A 17,864-nucleotide genomic window follows, 5' to 3' on the forward strand; every position below is an offset into this window, starting at 1 on the left:
GGTAACCTGATTGCGGCCGGAGTGCCGTCCGACGCATCTGGATGTGCCAGCAGGAATGACAGACGAGTCCGCGACCCAGGACCGGATCTTTGCGGCTCTCACCAATTCCGCCACGCATCCGGGCGTGAGGCGGATCGATACGCACGCAGCTTCGGTGTTTCTCGACGGCGACCGCGCGCTGAAGATCAAGCGGGCCGTGCAGTTTCCGTTCCTCGACTATTCGACTCTCGACAAGCGCAAGGCGGCCTGCGAGGAGGAGATCAGGATCAACCGGCCGCTGGCGCCGCAGATCTATCACCGCGTCGTGGCGATCACAGAGGAGCCGGATGGGTCGGTGCAGATCGGCGGCCCCGGCCGGCCGATCGAGTATGCGGTCGAGATGTCGCGCTTCGACGAAAGCCAAACGCTGGATCATCTGGCCAAGGCCGGCCCGCTGGATGACGATCTAGCCTCGGCCGCCGCCGACGCGATCGTGGCTTCGCATGCGGCGGCAGGCCACTCCCACGGCAGGGCGTGGATTTCCTCCATCCCTGGTCTGATCGATGGCAACAGCAATGGCCTGGGAAAAGATAATCGTTTTGACGCCGAAGAAATCGCGCAGCTCGGCAGAGCCTCGCACGCGATGTTCCTGCGCCTCCGCACCTTGCTCGAAGCGCGCAGCCACCGCGGCTTCGTGCGGCATTGCCACGGGGACCTGCATCTTGCGAACATCGTCTTGATCGGCGAACAGCCGGTCCTGTTCGACGCCATCGAGTTCGATGCGCAGATGGCAACAGTCGACGTGCTCTACGATCTCGCATTCACGCTGATGGACCTGTTGCACCACGATCAAGCACGCGCGGCCAACGTTGTCCTGAACCGATATCTCGCTGCGACGCCAGCCGACAATCTCGACGCGCTCTCCGTCCTGCCGCTGTTCATGTCGATCCGGGCGGCGATCCGCGCTCAGGTGGCGCTGGCACGGCTGAAGCTGCCGCGTTCTGATGATGCCGGCATCCTTGACGATGCACGGCGCTATTTCGGCCTCGCCCGGGCGGTGATCCACCCCCCAGCTCCGCGGCTGATTGCCGTCGGGGGACTGTCCGGCACCGGAAAGACGGTTTTGGCGCGCGCGCTCGCATCGGTCGTCGCGCCACAGCCGGGGGCGATCGTGCTGCGCAGCGACATCGTCCGCAAGCAGATGTTCGGAGTCAAGGACACGCAGCGACTGCCACCATTCGCATACACGCCAGAGGTCACGGCCCGCGTCTACGACACCTTGGCTCAGTACGCCCGGCGCGTGCTGGCGCAAGGCCATTCGGCGATCATCGACGGCGTATTCGCCGCCGAGGGCGAACGAGACGCGATCGCCGCACTGGCGCGCGAGCGCAACGTGCCGCTGAACGGTTTTTTCCTCGTCGCCGACCTCGCGACCCGGCAGGCGCGCATCGGAAGCCGCCGGGGAGATGCATCCGACGCCACGCAAGAGGTTGCCGCGCAGCAAGAGCGCTATAATATCGGTCATGTCGGTTGGGCAACCATCGATGCATCCGGTACACAGGAGCAAACGCTCCAGAGCTGCCGGGACGCAATCGCTGAGGGCAAATAAAGGCAATCTGATTGACGCGGGCAAGGATGGCGCGACCCAGCACGACCTCGACGGCCGCCCGCGCAATGCCGGCAACACGGCGCAATGCCCTGCCCGGCCGCCTCAGCTCCGGCATGGCCTGCGACACGGCGTTCCGGATCATCGCACGCCGTCACCTTGATGCCGTCCTCGCCCAGCACGACGGCACCTGCCGCGGCGATCCTGATGCCCTGCACCAGATCCGGATCGCGCTGACACATCTGCGCACCGCCATCCGCTTCTTCTCGCCGATGCTCGACGACGCGCTGCGGCCGACTGTCTGGGCCGAGCTGAAATGGCTCAACAGCCAGCTCGGCATGGTGCGGGACCTCGACGTGGCGATCGAGCGGGTCGTCGCCGAAAGTGGCGACGAGCTCGCCGTGATCGCCGAGCTCCAGCACTGGGACGAGAAGCGCGCCGAGAGCCACCGCCTGCTGGCGCGCGCGCTGCAATCCGCACGCTATCGCCGCCTGGTCGAGCAGACCTCGGCCTGGATCGAGAGCGGCCCGTGGTCGACGCGGCGCAGCAAGGAAGCCATCAGATTGCGTCGCTGTTCGCTCGCCGAGCATGCGACAGCGCGATTGACCGAGTGGGAGACGACGCTGCTCAAGAAAGCGCGAAAGCTGGGCAAGCTCGACGTCGAGAAGCGGCACAAGCTGCGGCTGCTCAATAAGCGGATGACCTATTCGGTCGAATCGCTGGCGGATCTGTTCACCGACGGGGCGGCGACGAAGCAGAAGTCCATCCTCAAGCAATTGCGCAAGGCGCAAAGATCTCTCGGGCAACTGAATGATGATGCGCGAGGGCAAACGCTGGCGGCGTCGCTGAATGGTGTCGGCTTCGAGGCCGGCACTCGCTTCCTCGACCGCAAACGGGAAAAGAAGCTGTTGCGAACCGCCGCGGCGGCCTACCGCAAACTGGACAGAGCCAAGCCCTTCCGCTCCTCCGACCTCGCGCCGAACGCAGAGCCTGAGAATTAGGTGTGAGGCAGTCGGTCATCTCGGTTACCCCCAAGATCAGCATCGTCGAGACCGCGAACATCATGCTGAAGCGGCATGTCAGCGGCCTTATGGTCGTCGTCGATACCGGCAAGCTGGTCGGCGTCGTCTCGGAAGGAGATTTTCATCCGTCGTAGCGAAATCAGCACCGGACGCAGGCGCGGGCGCCGCCGGACGGCCGAGCTCAGCGAGGAACGACGGCGGTGGCCTCAATTTCGACGCGCGCCGCCTTCTCGACGAGACGGACCACCTGAACCAGGGCCATCGCAGGATAGTGCGCTCCGAAGACTTCGCGGTAGGCCCTGCCCAACTCCTTCAGATTGGCCAGGTATTCGTCCATATCGACGACATACCAGGTCAGGCGCACGAGGTGCTCGGGCCGTGCTCCGGCTTCGGCCAGGATCGCAGCGATGTTGCTCAGGGTCTGGCGCACCTGCGCGACGAAGCCGTCCGCGAGACGCTCTTCGGCATCCCAGCCGATCACCCCGCCGGTGACGACGATGCGTCCCTCGGCAGCCATGCCGTTGGCATAGCCCTTCGGCATTGGCCAGCCAGATGGCTGGAGGATCTGCGCCTTGGGGCGGATTTCCTGCTCGGCTGCTGTCGGCAGCACCGCGAGCTGCGGGCCTTTTGACGTCACGGACAATTCTCTATCCTTCTCTCATTCCGCAGCGACGCCGGAGGACGTCGCTGCAGCCTGCGCCAGCTGACGCAGGGCAAAGCGCTTCAACTTGCCGGTCTCGGTTTTTGGCAGTTGCGCAACGAATTCGATCGCGCGCGGATATTTATATGGCGCGATCTCGCGTTTGACATGCTCCTGCAATTCGGTCACGAGCTGCGCGTCCGGCGTGACACCAGGCGCGGCGACGACATACGCCTTCACGATCATGCCGCGTGCCTCGTCCGGCGCGCCGACCACCCCGCATTCGGCGACCGCCGGATGCGTGAGCAGCGCCGCCTCGACATCGGTTCCTGCGATGTTGTAGCCCGCCGACACGATCATGTCGTCGGAGCGCGACTGGTACCAGAAATAGCCGTCGCTATCCATCACATAAGTATCGCCGGTGATGTTCCAGCCGTTCTGGACGTATTTCCGTTGTCGCTCATCGGCAAGATAGCGACAGCCGGTCGGGCCGCGCACGGCGAGACGACCCATCGTCCCCGGTGGCACGTCACGGCCTTCATCGTCGACGATCTTGGCCTCATAGCCTGGCACCGGCTTGCCGGTCGCGCCTGGGCGAATCTCGTCCTCGGTCGCGCTGATGAAGATGTGCAGCAATTCGGTCGAGCCGATACCGTCCATCAGCTTGATGCCGGTGGCCTTCAGCCAGGCCTCGAATGTCGGCTTGGGCAGCGTCTCGCCCGCGGAGACGCATTTGCGAAGCGAGGAGATGTCACGGCCGGCGAGCTTGCCGAGCATGGCCCGATATGCGGTCGGCGCAGTGAAGCAGACCGTGATCTTGTACTGCTCGATCGCATTCAGAATGTCGTCCGGCGTCGTCTTCTCCAGCACCACGAAGGAGGCGCCAATATGCATCGGAAACAACACGCCGCCGAAGCCGAAGGTGAAGGCGAGCGGTGCCGAGCCGACGAAGCGATCCTTCTGCTCGGCGCGCAAGATGTTGCGCGCATAGCCGTCGCAGACCGCGAGCATGTCCCGGTGGAAATGCATGGTGCCCTTGGGATCGCCTGTCGTGCCCGAGGTGAAGGCGATCAGGCAGACGTCGTCGGACGAGGTATCGACAGCCCTGAACTCGGGGCTCGCATCCGCGATCAGCGCTTCGAGCGAATCGGCCGCGCCATTGCCCCAATAGACCACGTGCTTGAGGCCGGGCGCCGCGGCCTTCGCCTTCTCCATCTCCTCGGAGAGCTTTCCGTCACACAGCGCGAGCCCGATCTCCGCCTTCTGGATCGGATATGATAGCTCCTTGGCCCGCAGAAGCGGCATGGTCGCCACGACGATGCCGCCGGCCTTGATGACCGCGAGATAGGTCGCGACCAGCATCGGATTGTTGGCCGAGCGCAGCAGCACGCGTCCGCCGGTCACGAGACCCAGCTTGCCGACCAGCACATTGGCGATGCGGTTCACGAGCGCTTGCAGCTCGCGATAGGTGTAGCTGACCGCAGGACTGATGACGCAAGGCGCATCGCCGTGGCCTTGCTCGACCCAGCGATCGAGGAAATAGCTGACGCAGTTCAATCGCGCGGGATAGCGCAGCTCCGGTCGCGTGAAGATGAATTCGGGCCAGAGCTCGCGCGGCGGCAGATGTTGCCGCGCGAACGTATCGACATGGGCCGTCGCAGCATTGCCGTCACACGAACCCGACACTTGAACCTTGGCAGCGTTGGCCATCGCACGCTCCTTTCAGCATGGATTGCACCCGGCAGCACGATCTGGAAAACATTTTAGGCTTAAAACAATTTGGTGCAATAGCGGATTCTGGGATTTCCTTGCTTTTTCCTGCGGCAAATAGGGTCTGTGGCCCGTCCCGCCGCCTACTTACGGTCGGCTGCGCGCGGCCGATTTCTGCGCCGACGCCTTGGTCTTGGCCAGGAGCCGCATCAATTCCCGCACATCCTTCGGCGTCAGATCGGCGAACAGGTCGGCAATCCAGGTTTCGTGTTCCGCAGCCATCCTGCGAAACTCGGCGCGCCCGAGTTTTGTGAGGCGGATCACTTGGACGCGGCGGTCCGTCTCCGAGGTACGCCGATCGAGGTGACCGGACTCAACGAGACGCTCGACAAGACCGGTGACGTTGCCGTTCGACACCATCATGCGCTTGGAGACATCGGACAGCGTCATGCCGTCCGGCGCCTTGTCGAGCTGCGCCATAAGGTCAAACCGAGGCAGCGTGACGTCGAACCGCTGCCGCAGCCGGCCGCGGACTTCCCCTTCGATCAGGGTCGTGCAGGTCAAGAGCCGCAGCCACAGCCGAAGCTCCTCGGCATGGTCCTCCGGCGTTTCTACGGCCTTGGTTTCGGAATCGAGCATGTTGATGCAGTCACTCGCGGCCGGCATTGGCGCCGGCACGGATTCCCCAACGTTTTGAGCTTCAAATAAATCGGAGCCGGCCGCAAGTCCAAAGCTGCACCAATCGACCGCCGGTCAATTTCTTTAGGCTTCAAATAATTGGCGCGCCGCTTGCATGCGCTGCTGCCCGCAGGATACGACGTCTTGAGCTCGGCTTGCCGCGGCAGCCATCATCGGCATAAGCTTGGATTGGAGTACGCGGCTTGCAGCGCAAGCCGATGGTCATGAAGGACAGATCATGAAGACGCAAATGGCCTTGGCCGCAGCCGCCATGCTGCTCGGCACCGCGATGAGCCCTGCCCTCGCCCAGGAGAAAATCAAGCTCGGCGTGGTCGTAACCCTGTCGGGACCTGCCGCTGCGCTGGGCCAGCAAGTCCGTGACGGCTTTGCGCTCGCGATGAAGGATCTCGGCGGCAAGATGGGCGGCCGCAATGTCGAGGTGATCGTCGCAGACGACGAATTGAAGCCCGATGCGGCGGTGACCAAGGTGAAAGGCCTGCTCGAGCGCGACAAGGTCGACTTTGTGGTCGGCCCGATCTTCTCCAACATCCTCCAGGCGATCCACCGGCCCATTACAGAATCGAAAACCTTCCTGATCAGCCCCAATGCCGGTCCGTCGACGTTTGCCGGCAAGGACTGCAATCCGTTCTTCTATGTGACGTCCTATCAGAACGATCAGGTCCATGAGATCCTTGGCAAGGTCGCGCAGGATCGCGGCTATAAGCGCATGTACCTGATGGTCCCGAACTATCAGGCCGGCAAGGATTCGGTGGCGGGCTTCAAGCTCGACTACAAGGGCGAGATCGTCGAGGAATCCTACATGCCGCTGAACACGCTGGACTTCCAGCCGGAGCTTTCCAAGATTTCCTCGCACAAGCCCGATGCGCTGTTCACCTTCATGCCGGGTGGCCTCGGCGTCAACCTCGTCAAGCAGTACCGGCAGGCAGGGCTTGCCGATACCATCCCGGTGCTCTCCGCGTTTACGGTGGATGAATCGACCTTGCCGGCGCAGCAGGACGCGGCCGTCGGCATGTTCGGCGGCGCGAACTGGGCGCCCAATCTCGACAATCCGCAGAACAGGAAGTTCGTTGCCGCCTATGAGGCCGCCTACAACAGCGTGCCCGGCACCTACGCCTTCCAGGCCTATGACGCCGCCATGCTGATCAACAGCGCGATCAAGGCCGTGAAGGGCGACCTCTCCAACAAGGAGGCAGTCGCCGCCGCCTTGAAGAAAGCCGATTTTACCTCGCTCCGCGGCGCCTTCAAATTCAACACCAATGGCTATCCGATCCAGGATTTCTACCTGACCAAGGTCGCCAAGCGTCCGGACGGCAAGTTCCAGACCGAAATCGTGCAGAAGGTCTTCGAGAATTACGGCGACCGCTACGCCAAGGACTGCAAGGCGGCGAACTAGGCTGAAGCGTATTACGGGAGGACTGCAATGAAGAGCGAAATCACCGGCATCACCCGGGCCAATGAGGGCATCCAGGGCATTTCCTGGAACATCCTTGGCCAGACCTATGTGCCGAAGAGCTACGCCGAAAACAGCTTCTCCTGGCATGCGACACTGCCGCCGGGCACGTTCGTGCCGCCGCACATTCACCCCGATCAGGATGAGTATCTGTACATGCTGGAGGGCAAGCTCGATTTCATGCTCGGCAATTCGGAGGCGCAGGCGACCGCGGGCGACCTGATCCGCCTCGGCATGGGCGTGCCGCACGGCATCTTCAACAAGTCGGAGCAGACCGCAAAGGTGCTGTTCTGGGTGTCGCCGAGCCGCAAGCTGTTCGATCTGTTCTGGGGGCTTCACAACATGAAGGAGCAGAAGCCCGAGGACGTGGTGGCGATGGCCGCCGAGTTCAACATCCACTTCCTGCCGCCGCCGCCCGGCGGCTAGCCGGGTCTTTTAAGCGCGCACCGCCGCAAGTCCCGGCACTGCGGCGAAGCCTGCCTTGGTGGCGTAGCCACGCACGATCGCTTCGCGCTGGGAATAGCTCAGGACGTTCTCGACATTGTCGAAACCATTAGGCGCAAGCTGCTCGACGGCGTCGATGACGCCTTCGGGACCGCCGCGCCGGTTGGAGCGGACGATCTCCGCCGTCATCGGCAGACGCTTCTTCTCGTACTCGACCAGCGCCTGGCGCGGATGCTCGGCGCGCACCAGTGCATCGGCAAGGCAACGCGCATCGAGGATCGCCTGCGAGGCGCCGTTCGAGCCAACCGGATACATCGGATGCGCGGCGTCGCCGAGCAGCGTGACGCGCCCGGACGACCAATAGGGCAAGGGATCGCGGTCGCAGGTCGGATATTCGTAGAATTCGGGCGTCGCCGAGATCAGGCTCTTTACGTCGATATAGGGCACCGAGAAGCGCGCGACGTGCGGCATCAGTTCCTCGCGGCGGCCCGGCCGCGACCAGTCTTCTTTCCGCGGTGGGGGTGCATTGCCTTCGCCCACCTTGACCAGCACCGCCCAGTTGGTGAGCCGGCTCGCCGGGCTTGATCCTTCCGCGATCGGATAGATCACCACCTTGGCGTTGAGACCACCGGCCACGATCATGGATTTGCCGGTGAGGAACAGCGGCCAGTCGCGGGCGCCGCGCCACAGCATCAGGCCGTTCCAGCACGGCGGCCCCTCATTCGGGAACAGCGTGTCGCGGACGCGCGAATGGATGCCGTCGGCACCGATCAGGATATCGCCGCGCGCGGTGTGGACATGGGCGCCGACCCGATCGAAGAAATAAGCGGTGACGCCGCCCTCGTCCTGCGTGAAAGCGCCGAGCCGGCGGCCGGTGTGAATCGCTTGCTGCCCGAGCCGCTCCTCGACGGCGCGATGAATGACGCCCTGAAGGCGGCCGCGATGGATCGAGAATTGCGGCACGTCGTGGCCGGCGTCGATGCCGCGGGCTTCGCGCCAGACCTCCTGGCCGTGGCGATTGAGATAATAGAGCTGATCGGTGCGGATCGCGACCTCGTCGAGCTTCTGCAACAGGCCGAGCCCCGCCAACTCGCGCATGGCATGCGGCAGCGTGTTGATCCCGACGCCGAGCTCGCGAATGGTGTCGGCCTGCTCGAAGATCTCACAATCCAGGCCTCGCGAGCGCAGCATCAATGCCGTGGTGAGACCACCGATACCGCCACCGACGATAATCGCCTTCATCGCCCTCACTCCACTCGAAACACAGGCAATGGGTTAAGGTCGCACGGGCCGTCACTCCGCCGCAAGCGGCTTTGTCGCCTCCGCCTTGAGCTCGGCCCGGGTCTTGGGCTTAGCCTTAATTCTCAGCTCCTCGAGGTCCTCCCGGTCGCGAACGCTGTTGCGGAAAATCTGATCTTTTCCGGGCAGATATTGCGGCGGGCAGAACACGTCGTTTGCCCCGTACCAGGCTGCCGCCTTCATGGTGAAGAACGGGTCGACAAGATGCGGACGGCCGAGCGCGACGAGATCCGCCCGGCCGGCGGCCAAAATGGTGTTGGCCTGATCCGCCGTCGTAATGTTGCCGACGCACATGGTGGCTACCCGCGCCTCGTTGCGGACCTGGTCCGAAAAGGGCGTCTGGAACATGCGCCCGTAGACCGGCTGTGCGTCGCGCACGGTCTGGCCGGTCGAGACGTCGACGAGATCGACACCAGCCTCCGCAAAGGCGCGCGCGATGGCGACGGCATCATCGCCAGTGATGCCGCCATCAGCCCAGTCGGTTGCGGAGATGCGCACCGACATCGGCTTGTGCGACGGCCATGTCGCGCGTAGCGCCTCGAAGATCTCGAGCGGGAAACGCAGACGGTTGGCGAGCGAGCCGCCATAGTCGTCCGAGCGGGTGTTCGTGAGCGGCGAGATGAAGCTCGCGAGCAGATAGCCGTGGGCACAGTGCAATTCGAGCATGTCGAAGCCGCAGCGCTCGCCGCGCTCGGCCGCCGCGACGAAAGCGTCCCTCACCGCATTCATGCCGGCACGATCGAGCTCGCGCGGCACCTGACTGTCGGGGAAATAGGGCAGCGGCGATGCCGAACAGACCTCCCAACCGCCCTGCTCCAGCGGCCGGTCCATGCCGTCCCACATCAATTTGGTCGCGCCCTTGCGGCCGGCGTGGCCCAATTGCAGGCAAATTTTCGCGGCCGAATTGCCGTGGACGAAATCCACGATGCGCCGCCACGCGGCTTCCTGCTCGTCATTCCAGAGGCCGGCGCAGCCGGGCGTAATCCGGGCATCGCGGCCCACACAGGTCATCTCGGTGAAGATCAGCCCGGCGCCGCCGATCGCACGCGAGCCGTAATGCACCAGGTGGAAGTCGGTCGGCACGCCTTCCTTGGCCGAATACATGCACATCGGCGACACCACGGCGCGATTGGCAACCTCCATCTCGCGCAAGCGGAAGGGTTGGAACAGCGGCACGCTCGGGTTGTCGATGTCGGCATCGAAGCCGCTGCTGCGCACCTGCCTGGCGAACGTTTTTTCGACCTCGGCCACGAAATCCGGCGCGCGGAGCTTGAGGTTGTCATAGGTGATTGCCTTCGAGCGAGTCATGACGCCGAAGGCGAATTGCACGGGATCAAAATCCCAGAAGCGGTCGACGTGCTCGAACCAGACCAAGGAGACGTCCGCGGCATGCTGCGTCTTTTCGACCTCCTCGCGGCGGCCGTTCTCATACTCCGCCAGCGCCGCCTCGATGCTGGGCGCCTTCTCCATCGCTTCGGCCAGCGCGATGGCGTCTTCCATCGCGAGCTTGGTGCCCGAGCCGATGGAGAAATGGGCGCTCGCCTTGGCGTCGCCGAGCAGGACCATGTTGTCCTTGACCCAGCGCTTGCTGCGGATCATCGGGAAGTTGCGCCACATCGAGCGGTTGGTCAGCAGCTTGTGCCCATCGAGGAACCAGCCGAAGATCTCCGCCATCCGCGCGGCGGACTGAGCCTCGTCCAGCCCCATCAGCCCGGCGCGCGCAAACGTCTGCGGATCAGTCTCAAAAATCCAGGTCGAATGCCCGGCCTCATACTGATAGGCATGGGCGATGAATGGCCCCCACTCGGTTTCCTGGAAGATAAAGGTGAAGGCATCGAGCGGCCTTGTCGACCCCATCCAGGCGAACTTGTTGGAGCGGACGTCGACCTCGGGCTGGAAGTGATCGACGTATTTCTCGCGGAAGCGGCTGTTGATGCCGTCCGCGAGCAGGATGAGATCGACATCGGCGAAACGGGATTCGTCGTCGATATCCACTTCGAAATGCAGGGAGACGCCGAGCTCGCGTGCCCGCTCCTGAAGAATCAGCAGCAGCTTCTGCCGTGAGCAGCCGCAAAAGCCGTTGCCGCCGACCCGGTGCACCGTGCCGCGGAAATGCACGGCAATGTCGTCCCAATAGGCGAATTCCTGAGTGATGCGGCGGTAGCTCGGAAGATCGTGCTTCTCGAAATTGTCCAGCGTGGCGTCGGAGAACACGACGCCAAAGCCGAAAGTGTCATCGGCTCGATTGCGCTCATACACCGTGACTTCGGCGCCTGGGCGCTGCTTCTTGAGCAGGATCGCAGCGTAGAGACCCGCAGGTCCGCCACCGATGATCGCGATTTTCATGGGAGCCTCGCCAATTCACCTGCAAACTATTTTAAGCCTAAAATAATTTCGCGCAAGCCCCCGTCGCTGGTCTGGCCCCGTACAGACGGTTATCCTAGTCGCCCCTGAAGACCGGCTTCACCTTGTTGGCGAAAGCCTCGAAGGCGCGCTCGAAATCGGCCGTCGTCATGCACAACGCCTGCGCGACGGCTTCCGCCTCGATCGCCTCTTCCACCGACATCGCCCATTCCATCGCCAGCATCCGCTTGGTCATGGTGTTGGCGAAGGTCGGCCCTTCCGCGACCTGCTTGGCCAGCAATTGCGCCTGGGGCAGCACCTGCTCGGGCGTAACGAGGCGGCTGAAAAAGCCCCAGCGCTCGCCCTCCTCCGCGGTCATGAACCGGCCGGTGTAGAGCAGTTCGGAGGCGCGTGACTGACCGATGATCCGCGGCAGGATCGCGCAGGCGCCCATGTCGCAGCCGGCAAGGCCAACCTTATTAAACAGGAACGCGACCTTTGTGCCACTCGCCGCGAGGCGCATGTCCGACGCCATGGCGATGATCGCCCCAGCGCCGGCGCAGATGCCCTCGACGGCAGCCACGATCGGCTGCGGGCAGGCGCGCATCGCCTTGACGAGGTCGCCGGTCATGCGCGTGAAGGCCGTCAGCCCCTTGGTGTCCATCTTCACGAGCGGGCCGATGATCTCGAACACGTCGCCACCAGACGAGAAATTACCGCCAGCGCCGGTGACGACGATGGCCTTGACCGCTTCGTCGAACGCGCAGGCGCGAAAGAAATCGGTCAGTTCCCGATAGCTTTCGAAGGTGAGCGGATTCTTTCGTTCGGGGCGATTGAGCGTAACCGTCGCAACACCATCGACCACCGCCAGCAGGAAATGCTGCGGCGAGTAATCTGCAAGCGGTATGGTGACGGGATTGGCTGGTCTGCTCATGCGATCTCCTTAGCTTCCTTGTTCCGCGCCTGCGCCACACACGCTAGATTTCACCGCCCGCAACCGCGATCGCCTGCCCGGTGATCGCGCCGGCACCCTCGCCACACAGCCACAGCACGGCATCGGCCACCTCTTGAGGCGTGATCAGCCTTCCTTGCGGATTATGTTTGGCGAGCTCGGCAATCGCCTGCTCGCGGGTTCTGCCGGTCTTCGCCATGATGTTTTCGATACTGCCGGCGACGAGATCGGTGTCGGTGAAGCCGGGACACACTGCATTCACGGTCACATTGCTTCCGGCCATCTCGAGAGCGAGCGAACGCACGAGACCGACCACGGCGTGCTTGGCCGCGGCGTAGGCGCTGACATAGGCATAGCCCTTGAGCCCGGCCGTGGACGCAACTGCGACAATGCGGCCATAGGGGCGGTCTTTCATGCCCGGTAATACACCGCGGATGGCATGGACCACGCCCATGAAATTGACATCCATCATGCGGCTGAACAGAGCGCTGTCCGACGTCGCGAATGGCGCGGATTCAGCACTGCCTGCGTTGGCAACCAGGATGTCGATCGGCTTGCGCGTACTCGCCTCAAGGATGGCGGTCTTCAATGAGGCTTCATCAGAGACGTCGGCAACAGCCGCGAAATGCGCCGCGCCTGCGTTGACGGCCCCTGCAAGAGTCGCGGCATTCCGACCGAGCACGGTCACGGTCGCGCCGGCACCGACAAGCGAGGCCGCGATGGCACGGCCGATGCCGCGACCGCCGCCGGTCACCAGCGCGTGCGGCGAATGCGGCAATCCGGACATGCGCTGGCTCCCTGAGATGCTGATCGTTTCCTGGATATATTTTAACCTTCAAATTTTTGCAACGAAAGCGCCGATAGACGATCGGGAACGGCCGCACGGCGATCGGCCCGAAAATTGCTTTAAGTATAAAATTATCCCTTCCCATCGCCCGCGAGCCTGTTAGCATCATAGAGCCAAGCAAAAGGATGTCGCGTGTCGCGGCCAGTGCCAATGATAACAAAGGACGGACGCTTCGCCTACGAAGCCGCGGGCGATCCGGTCGCGACACCTTTGATCTTCCTGCATGGCATTGGCGGCGCGGCGAGAGCCTGGCGGCACCAGCTCGCCACATTCGGCAACCGCTTCCACGCGATCGCATGGGACATGCCGGGCTATGGCGGATCGGCGCCGCTCGCCAGCGTCAGCATCGCTGCCCTGGCGGATGCACTCAAGAGATTCATCGAGCAGCTCGGCGCAAGCAGGCCCATTCTGGTCGGCCATTCGATCGGCGGCATGATCGTCCAGAAGTGGCTGGTGCAGTCGCCGAAACTGGCGCGCGCGGTCGTCCTGGCGCAGACCAGCCCGGCCTTCGGCAAGGCTGAGGGCGATTGGCAGAGATCCTTTATCGCAGCGCGGCTCGGGCCGCTCGATCGTGGGGAGACCATGATGTCGCTGGCGCCTTCGTTGGTGAAGGAGCTGGTCGGCGACGATCCCGATCCAAAGGGAATGGAGCTCGCCCGCGAATGCATGGCAAACGTGCCTGAAGCCAGTTATCGCGCCATGATGCTGGCTCTCATCGGTTTCGATCAGCGCAGCACGCTCAGGGATATTTCAGTCCCAACGCTGCTGCTCTCCGGCTCAAAGGACAACAACGCGCCGGCGCCGATGATGGCGAAGACGGCGACCTTTATTCCTGGAGCTGAATATGTCGAGCTCGCTGGCGTGGGCCATCTCGCCAATCTCGAACGCCCCGATACCTTCAACGAAGCGCTCGGCCGATTCCTGAACTCTCTCGCGACCAAAGCCTAAGGTGATTGCGCCATGACCATGCAAGTCGGCAAGAATATCGGCGCAAGCGACAAGGCCGTGCTCGATGCTCCGATCTTCGATCCTGTCGCATACCGCCTCAGTGACGAGCAGGCCGGCATCATCGCGCGCGCCCGCGAGATCGGCCAGAGCGTGTTCGCCGGCCGCGCTGCGACCTACGATCGCGAGGCGACCTTCCCGACCGAGAATTATCGCGATCTGCATCGCATTGGCCTGCTCGGTATTGCCATCCCCAAGAAGCACGGCGGCCTCGGCGCGAACTACCAGACTTATGCCTTGGCGGCGGCCGAGATCGGCCGGTACTGCGGCGCGACCGCGCTGACCTGGAACATGCATGTGTGCTCGACGCTGTGGTCGGGCCCGCTGGCCGACGATCTCGACATGGACGCGGACACCCGCGCCGCGCACGAGCAGCGGCGCGCGGTCCATTACAAGCGCATCGTCGAGGACGGCGCGATCTACTCGCAGCCGTTCTCGGAAGGTGGTGCGGCGGCGGCGGGCGGTGTCGCTTTCGGCACGGAAGCAAGGCCGGTCGAGGGCGGCTGGATCGTCAATGGCAAGAAGATCTTTGCATCGCTCTCCGGTCATGCCGATTATTACGGCGTGCTCTGCACCGAGATCGAGGTAGGCGGGAAGGCATCGCGCCGCAATACGCTTTATCTGGCTATTCCTGCCAAATCGGAAGGCGTCTCGGTCGTTGGTGACTGGGATCCGCTTGGCATGCGTGGCACCGTCTCGCGGACGCTTCTGTTCACGGACGTGTTCGTGCCGGAGGATTCTGCGCTGATGCCGCGCGGCGTCTATTTTCAAGCCGCAATGCGCTGGCCGCACATGTTCCTGACGCTGTCGCCGACCTACATGGGCCTGGCGCAAGCCGCTTATGATTTCACCGTACGTTATCTACGCGGCGCGGTGCCGGGCATGCCGCCGGTCAAACGCCGGATGTACCCGACCAAGCAGATCGCGGTCGCTCAGATGCAGATCAAGCTAGAGCAGATCAAGGCAATCTGGTTCCAGGCCGTGACCGAGGCCCGCGCCAATCCAAGCAAGGAACAGGTGCTGCGCGCCTACGCCGCACAATATTCGGTGATGGAGGGCGCAAATGAGCTCGCCGCGCTCGCAATCCGCACCTGCGGCGGTCAGGCCATGCTGCGGTCGCTGCCGCTGGAGCGGATCTACCGCGACAGCCGCTGCGGTTCGCTGATGCTGCCCTGGACCGCCGAGCTCTGCCTCGACCGGATCGGACGCGAGGCGCTGTACGAGGCCGGCGAGACGGACGACTGACGGTGGACCTCTGTAGCCTGATCGACCGCAACGCGGCGTTCGCGCCAGACAAGACGGCCATTGCCTTCGAAGGGGAACGGCTGAGCTATGCCGCATTCGCCGCGCGCATCGAACGGACCGCAACTGCTTTGAAGCGGGAACTCGGCGTCGGCCACGGCGACCGCGTCGCGATCCTGAGCCTGAACCGGCCTGACTACCTGGTTCTGCTCTACGCTTGTGCGCGGCTCGGGGCGATGCTGGTGCCGCTGAACTGGCGGCTGGCGGTCGCCGAGCAGCTGTTCATTCTGAGCGATGCCGGCGCCAAGATCCTGGTGCTCGAGCAGGCATTTGAGGGAGTGCTTGGCGAACTTGGGCGGACTGCGCCAGGGACATCGGTCGTCGGCCTCGACTTCACGCCGCCTCGCGGCACGACATTCGAAGATCTGCTGGCTCGCAGCCCGGGCAGCGGCCGCAATCCGCACACCGATCTCTCCTGCCCGCTCCTCATCGTCTACACCTCAGGAACGACGGGACGGCCGAAGGGCGCGGTGCTGCGGCAGGAAGCGCTGTTCTGGAACGGCGTCATGAGCCAGCACATGCACAACATGACGTCGGACGACCACGTGCTGACCGTGCTGCCGTTCTTCCACGTCGGCGGCCTCAATATCCAGACGACGCCGGCGCTGCAGTTGGGCGCAACCGTCACGATCCACGCCCGCTTCACGCCGGATACAGCGCTCGCAGCGATCGAACGCGAGCGGCCGACGCTGACCGTGATGGTGCCGGCGATCATCCAGGCCGTGAGCGAGCATCCCGCCTGGACGACGGCCGATCTCTCGTCACTCAAGGCCGTCGCCACGGGCTCGACGATCGTGCCGCCGCACTTGATCGACCGTTTCGTCGCGCGGGGCGTTCCCGTGCTTCAGGTCTACGGCTCGACGGAAACCTGCCCCATCGCCATCTACACCCGCCTCGGCGGTGACCTCTCGAGGGTGGGATCGACCGGACTGGCCGGCCTGTGCTGCGAGGCAAAGGTGGTCGATCAGGCCGGAGCCGAGGTGCCGGCCGGCACACCGGGCGAAATCGCGGTGCGCGGCGCCAACGTGTTCTTCGAATATTGGGGCAATGCGGACGCCACACGTGATGCGCTGCACGACGGCTGGTATCGCACCGGAGATATTGGCCTGTGCGATGCGGACGGCTATTTCTGGGTGCGCGACCGCAAGAAGAACCTGATCATTTCCGGCGGCGAGAATGTCTATCCAGCTGAGGTCGAGCGCGTCCTGCTCGAACATCCCGATGTCAGCGAATGCGCCGTAATCGGCCGGCCGGACCCGCGCTGGGACGAAGTCCCCATCGCTTATGTCATCCGGCGATCCGGCTCGCATCTCGAAGCGGATGAGCTCAGAGCGTACATCCAGGCACAGCTCGCGCGATTCAAAGTTCCACGCGATATCGTCTTCGTCACCGACCTGCCGCGCACGGCACTCGGCAAGGTGCAGCATTTCTTGCTGAAGCAGCTCGATTCGCAATCGCGCGCGCAAGGAGAAAGATCTTGAAGATTGCGGTTCTGGGTGGGGGAAACGGCTCGTTCGCAGCCGCGGGCGATTTTGCGCTGGCGGGGCACGACGTCCGGCTCTGGCGCCGCGATGCGGATCAGGTCGCAGCGCATCGCGCCACCGGCTCGCGCATTCTGGTCAAGGATCATAACGGCCGCCACGACGTGGAGCTCGCGCTGGTCACGGCCGACATCGCCGAAGCCGTCAACGGCGTCGAGCTGATCCTCTGCCCCGCGCCTGCCTTCGCACAGCCGGATATTGCCCGTCAGCTCGCCCCGCATCTGCAGGACGGCCAGGTTATTTTTCTGCCGCCGGCGACATTCGGCTCGATGATATTCGCCCAAGCCGCCCGAGATGCCGGTAACCACGCCGAGGTGAGCTTTGCCGAGACTGGGACGTTGCCCTGGCTGACCCGCAAGCATGGACCATTCGAGGTCGCGATCACGATCCGTGCCAAGCGACTGCCCGTCGGCGTGTTCCCGCTCGATCGTGCCGCACATGCGCTCGAAGTCATTGGACGCGCTTTCCCCGGCGTGATCGAACCGTGCGGAGATGCGCTGTCCGGCGCCCTGATGAATGCAGGGCCTATCATCCATCCACCGTTGATCGTGATGAACGCCGGCCCGATCGAACATTTCGAGCGCTGGGACATTCACAAGGAAGGCACCCAAGCCGCGATCCGCCGGGTCACCGACGCGCTCGACGCGGAACGCATCGCGGTGCGCGAGGCGCTCGGTTACGGCGCGCCGCATTTCCCGCTGGCTCATCACTATGCGATGGAAGGCGACATTTGGATGTATGGCCGCGGCTCGCACGACCGGCTGACCGATTCCGGCGACTGGCGCGAACGGATCGTGCTGACCGAGCACCGCTACATGCGAGAGGATCTGCGGCTCGGGCTGTCGTTGCTGGTCTCCGTCGCCGCCTTGGCTAGCGTGGCCACACCGCTGGCCAAAGCGTTCCTCGCGATCGGCGGTGCGATCTGCGGCGAGGATTTTGCGCGAGAGGGCCGAACGCTCGAGACGCTGAGGCTCGGCAATCTCAACAAGGCTGAATTGCAGACGCTGCTTCGCAATGGATTCTGA

At 63.7% G+C, this 17,864-nt stretch carries 15 protein-coding genes and 1 pseudogene; 9 read left to right on the forward strand and 7 right to left on the reverse strand.

The window, feature by feature from the left end:
• The first annotated feature begins 55 nt into the window (after nt 1–55).
• From IVA98_RS06380 to IVA98_RS37155, 3 genes and pseudogenes are all read left to right on the forward strand, one after another.
• Nucleotides 56–1,588 (forward strand): bifunctional aminoglycoside phosphotransferase/ATP-binding protein, encoded by a 1,533-nt coding sequence (locus IVA98_RS06380; RefSeq protein ID WP_247354497.1) that lies wholly within the window; start codon nt 56–58, stop codon nt 1,586–1,588.
• 26 nt (nt 1,589–1,614) lie between these two features.
• On the forward strand, nt 1,615–2,586 hold the full coding sequence (locus IVA98_RS06385; RefSeq protein ID WP_247354498.1) for a CHAD domain-containing protein: 972 nt from the start codon (nt 1,615–1,617) through the stop codon (nt 2,584–2,586).
• A gap of 2 nt (nt 2,587–2,588) precedes the next feature.
• Nucleotides 2,589–2,772 (forward strand): annotated as a pseudogene (locus IVA98_RS37155) (CBS domain-containing protein); the annotation flags it as partial.
• Between the two features lie 16 nt (nt 2,773–2,788).
• Here IVA98_RS37155 and IVA98_RS06395 read toward each other — a convergent pair.
• The 3 genes from IVA98_RS06395 to IVA98_RS06405 form a co-directional block, all read right to left on the reverse strand.
• Entirely contained in the window at nt 2,789–3,250 is a 462-nt protein-coding gene (locus IVA98_RS06395) for a RidA family protein (protein WP_247354500.1), read from the reverse strand.
• A 15-nt stretch (nt 3,251–3,265) separates the two neighbouring features.
• Nucleotides 3,266–4,957, reverse strand: a complete 1,692-nt coding sequence (locus tag IVA98_RS06400; protein ID WP_247354501.1) for a benzoate-CoA ligase family protein — start codon at nt 4,955–4,957, stop codon at nt 3,266–3,268.
• 147 nt (nt 4,958–5,104) lie between these two features.
• Nucleotides 5,105–5,623: a MarR family winged helix-turn-helix transcriptional regulator gene (locus tag IVA98_RS06405; protein ID WP_247354613.1), complete on the reverse strand. Its 519-nt coding sequence runs from the start codon at nt 5,621–5,623 to the stop codon at nt 5,105–5,107.
• Between the two features lie 250 nt (nt 5,624–5,873).
• Here IVA98_RS06405 and IVA98_RS06410 point away from each other — a divergent pair, with 250 nt between their 5' ends.
• Both IVA98_RS06410 and IVA98_RS06415 read left to right on the forward strand, forming a co-directional pair.
• Nucleotides 5,874–7,049, forward strand: a complete 1,176-nt coding sequence (locus tag IVA98_RS06410) for an ABC transporter substrate-binding protein (RefSeq protein ID WP_247354502.1) — start codon at nt 5,874–5,876, stop codon at nt 7,047–7,049.
• A gap of 27 nt (nt 7,050–7,076) precedes the next feature.
• A complete protein-coding gene (locus IVA98_RS06415; protein ID WP_080136282.1) occupies nt 7,077–7,532 on the forward strand; it encodes a cupin domain-containing protein in 456 nt (151 codons plus the stop codon).
• A 9-nt stretch (nt 7,533–7,541) separates the two neighbouring features.
• Here the strand turns inward: IVA98_RS06415 and IVA98_RS06420 are convergent, their stop codons facing one another.
• The 4 genes from IVA98_RS06420 to IVA98_RS06435 form a co-directional block, all read right to left on the reverse strand.
• Nucleotides 7,542–8,792 carry a flavin-dependent oxidoreductase gene (locus IVA98_RS06420; protein WP_247354503.1) on the reverse strand — a complete coding sequence of 417 codons (1,251 nt, stop codon included), beginning with the start codon at nt 8,790–8,792 and terminating at the stop codon, nt 7,542–7,544.
• A gap of 51 nt (nt 8,793–8,843) precedes the next feature.
• Entirely contained in the window at nt 8,844–11,195 is a 2,352-nt protein-coding gene (locus IVA98_RS06425; protein WP_247354504.1) for a bifunctional salicylyl-CoA 5-hydroxylase/oxidoreductase, read from the reverse strand.
• A 94-nt stretch (nt 11,196–11,289) separates the two neighbouring features.
• The gene (locus tag IVA98_RS06430; RefSeq protein WP_247354505.1) at nt 11,290–12,126 is read right to left on the reverse strand and encodes an enoyl-CoA hydratase family protein; all 837 of its coding nucleotides are present in this window, start codon (nt 12,124–12,126) and stop codon (nt 11,290–11,292) included.
• 43 nt (nt 12,127–12,169) lie between these two features.
• Nucleotides 12,170–12,931, reverse strand: a complete 762-nt coding sequence (locus IVA98_RS06435) for an SDR family NAD(P)-dependent oxidoreductase (RefSeq protein ID WP_247354506.1) — start codon at nt 12,929–12,931, stop codon at nt 12,170–12,172.
• Between the two features lie 210 nt (nt 12,932–13,141).
• Between IVA98_RS06435 and IVA98_RS06440 the strand changes: the two genes are divergently transcribed.
• Genes IVA98_RS06440 through IVA98_RS06455 form a run of 4 tightly spaced genes read left to right on the forward strand, consistent with a single transcriptional unit; the run spans nt 13,142 to nt 17,864 of the window.
• On the forward strand, nt 13,142–13,939 hold the full coding sequence (locus IVA98_RS06440) for an alpha/beta fold hydrolase (RefSeq protein ID WP_247354507.1): 798 nt from the start codon (nt 13,142–13,144) through the stop codon (nt 13,937–13,939).
• 12 nt (nt 13,940–13,951) lie between these two features.
• Nucleotides 13,952–15,241 (forward strand): acyl-CoA dehydrogenase family protein, encoded by a 1,290-nt coding sequence (locus IVA98_RS06445; RefSeq protein ID WP_247354508.1) that lies wholly within the window; start codon nt 13,952–13,954, stop codon nt 15,239–15,241.
• A gap of 2 nt (nt 15,242–15,243) precedes the next feature.
• Nucleotides 15,244–16,779 (forward strand): class I adenylate-forming enzyme family protein, encoded by a 1,536-nt coding sequence (locus tag IVA98_RS06450; RefSeq protein WP_247354509.1) that lies wholly within the window; start codon nt 15,244–15,246, stop codon nt 16,777–16,779.
• Nucleotides 16,776–17,864, forward strand: coding sequence for an NAD/NADP-dependent octopine/nopaline dehydrogenase family protein (locus IVA98_RS06455; protein ID WP_247354510.1), 1,089 nt, complete (start codon nt 16,776–16,778; stop codon nt 17,862–17,864). The genes IVA98_RS06450 and IVA98_RS06455 overlap by 4 nt, the downstream gene beginning before the upstream one ends.

The sequence above is a fragment of the Bradyrhizobium sp. 160 genome (assembly GCF_023073735.1).
Lineage (GTDB): Bacteria > Pseudomonadota > Alphaproteobacteria > Rhizobiales > Xanthobacteraceae > Bradyrhizobium.

Bases quoted from the DNA above. Each gene is read 5' to 3' on its own strand.
- IVA98_RS06400 (WP_247354501.1), bottom strand. From the start codon at position 4,957: ATGGCCAACGCTGCCAAGGTTCAAGTGTCGGGTTCGTGTGACGGCAAT.
- IVA98_RS06410 (WP_247354502.1), top strand. From the start codon at position 5,874: ATGAAGACGCAAATGGCCTTGGCCGCAGCCGCCATGCTGCTCGGCACC.
- IVA98_RS06435 (WP_247354506.1), bottom strand. From the start codon at position 12,931: ATGTCCGGATTGCCGCATTCGCCGCACGCGCTGGTGACCGGCGGCGGT.
- IVA98_RS06415 (WP_080136282.1), top strand. From the start codon at position 7,077: ATGAAGAGCGAAATCACCGGCATCACCCGGGCCAATGAGGGCATCCAG.
- IVA98_RS06420 (WP_247354503.1), bottom strand. From the start codon at position 8,792: ATGAAGGCGATTATCGTCGGTGGCGGTATCGGTGGTCTCACCACGGCA.
- IVA98_RS06385 (WP_247354498.1), top strand. From the start codon at position 1,615: ATGGCGCGACCCAGCACGACCTCGACGGCCGCCCGCGCAATGCCGGCA.
- IVA98_RS06380 (WP_247354497.1), top strand. From the start codon at position 56: ATGACAGACGAGTCCGCGACCCAGGACCGGATCTTTGCGGCTCTCACC.
- IVA98_RS06425 (WP_247354504.1), bottom strand. From the start codon at position 11,195: ATGAAAATCGCGATCATCGGTGGCGGACCTGCGGGTCTCTACGCTGCG.
- IVA98_RS06445 (WP_247354508.1), top strand. From the start codon at position 13,952: ATGACCATGCAAGTCGGCAAGAATATCGGCGCAAGCGACAAGGCCGTG.
- IVA98_RS06405 (WP_247354613.1), bottom strand. From the start codon at position 5,623: ATGCCGGCCGCGAGTGACTGCATCAACATGCTCGATTCCGAAACCAAG.
- IVA98_RS06430 (WP_247354505.1), bottom strand. From the start codon at position 12,126: ATGAGCAGACCAGCCAATCCCGTCACCATACCGCTTGCAGATTACTCG.
- IVA98_RS06440 (WP_247354507.1), top strand. From the start codon at position 13,142: ATGATAACAAAGGACGGACGCTTCGCCTACGAAGCCGCGGGCGATCCG.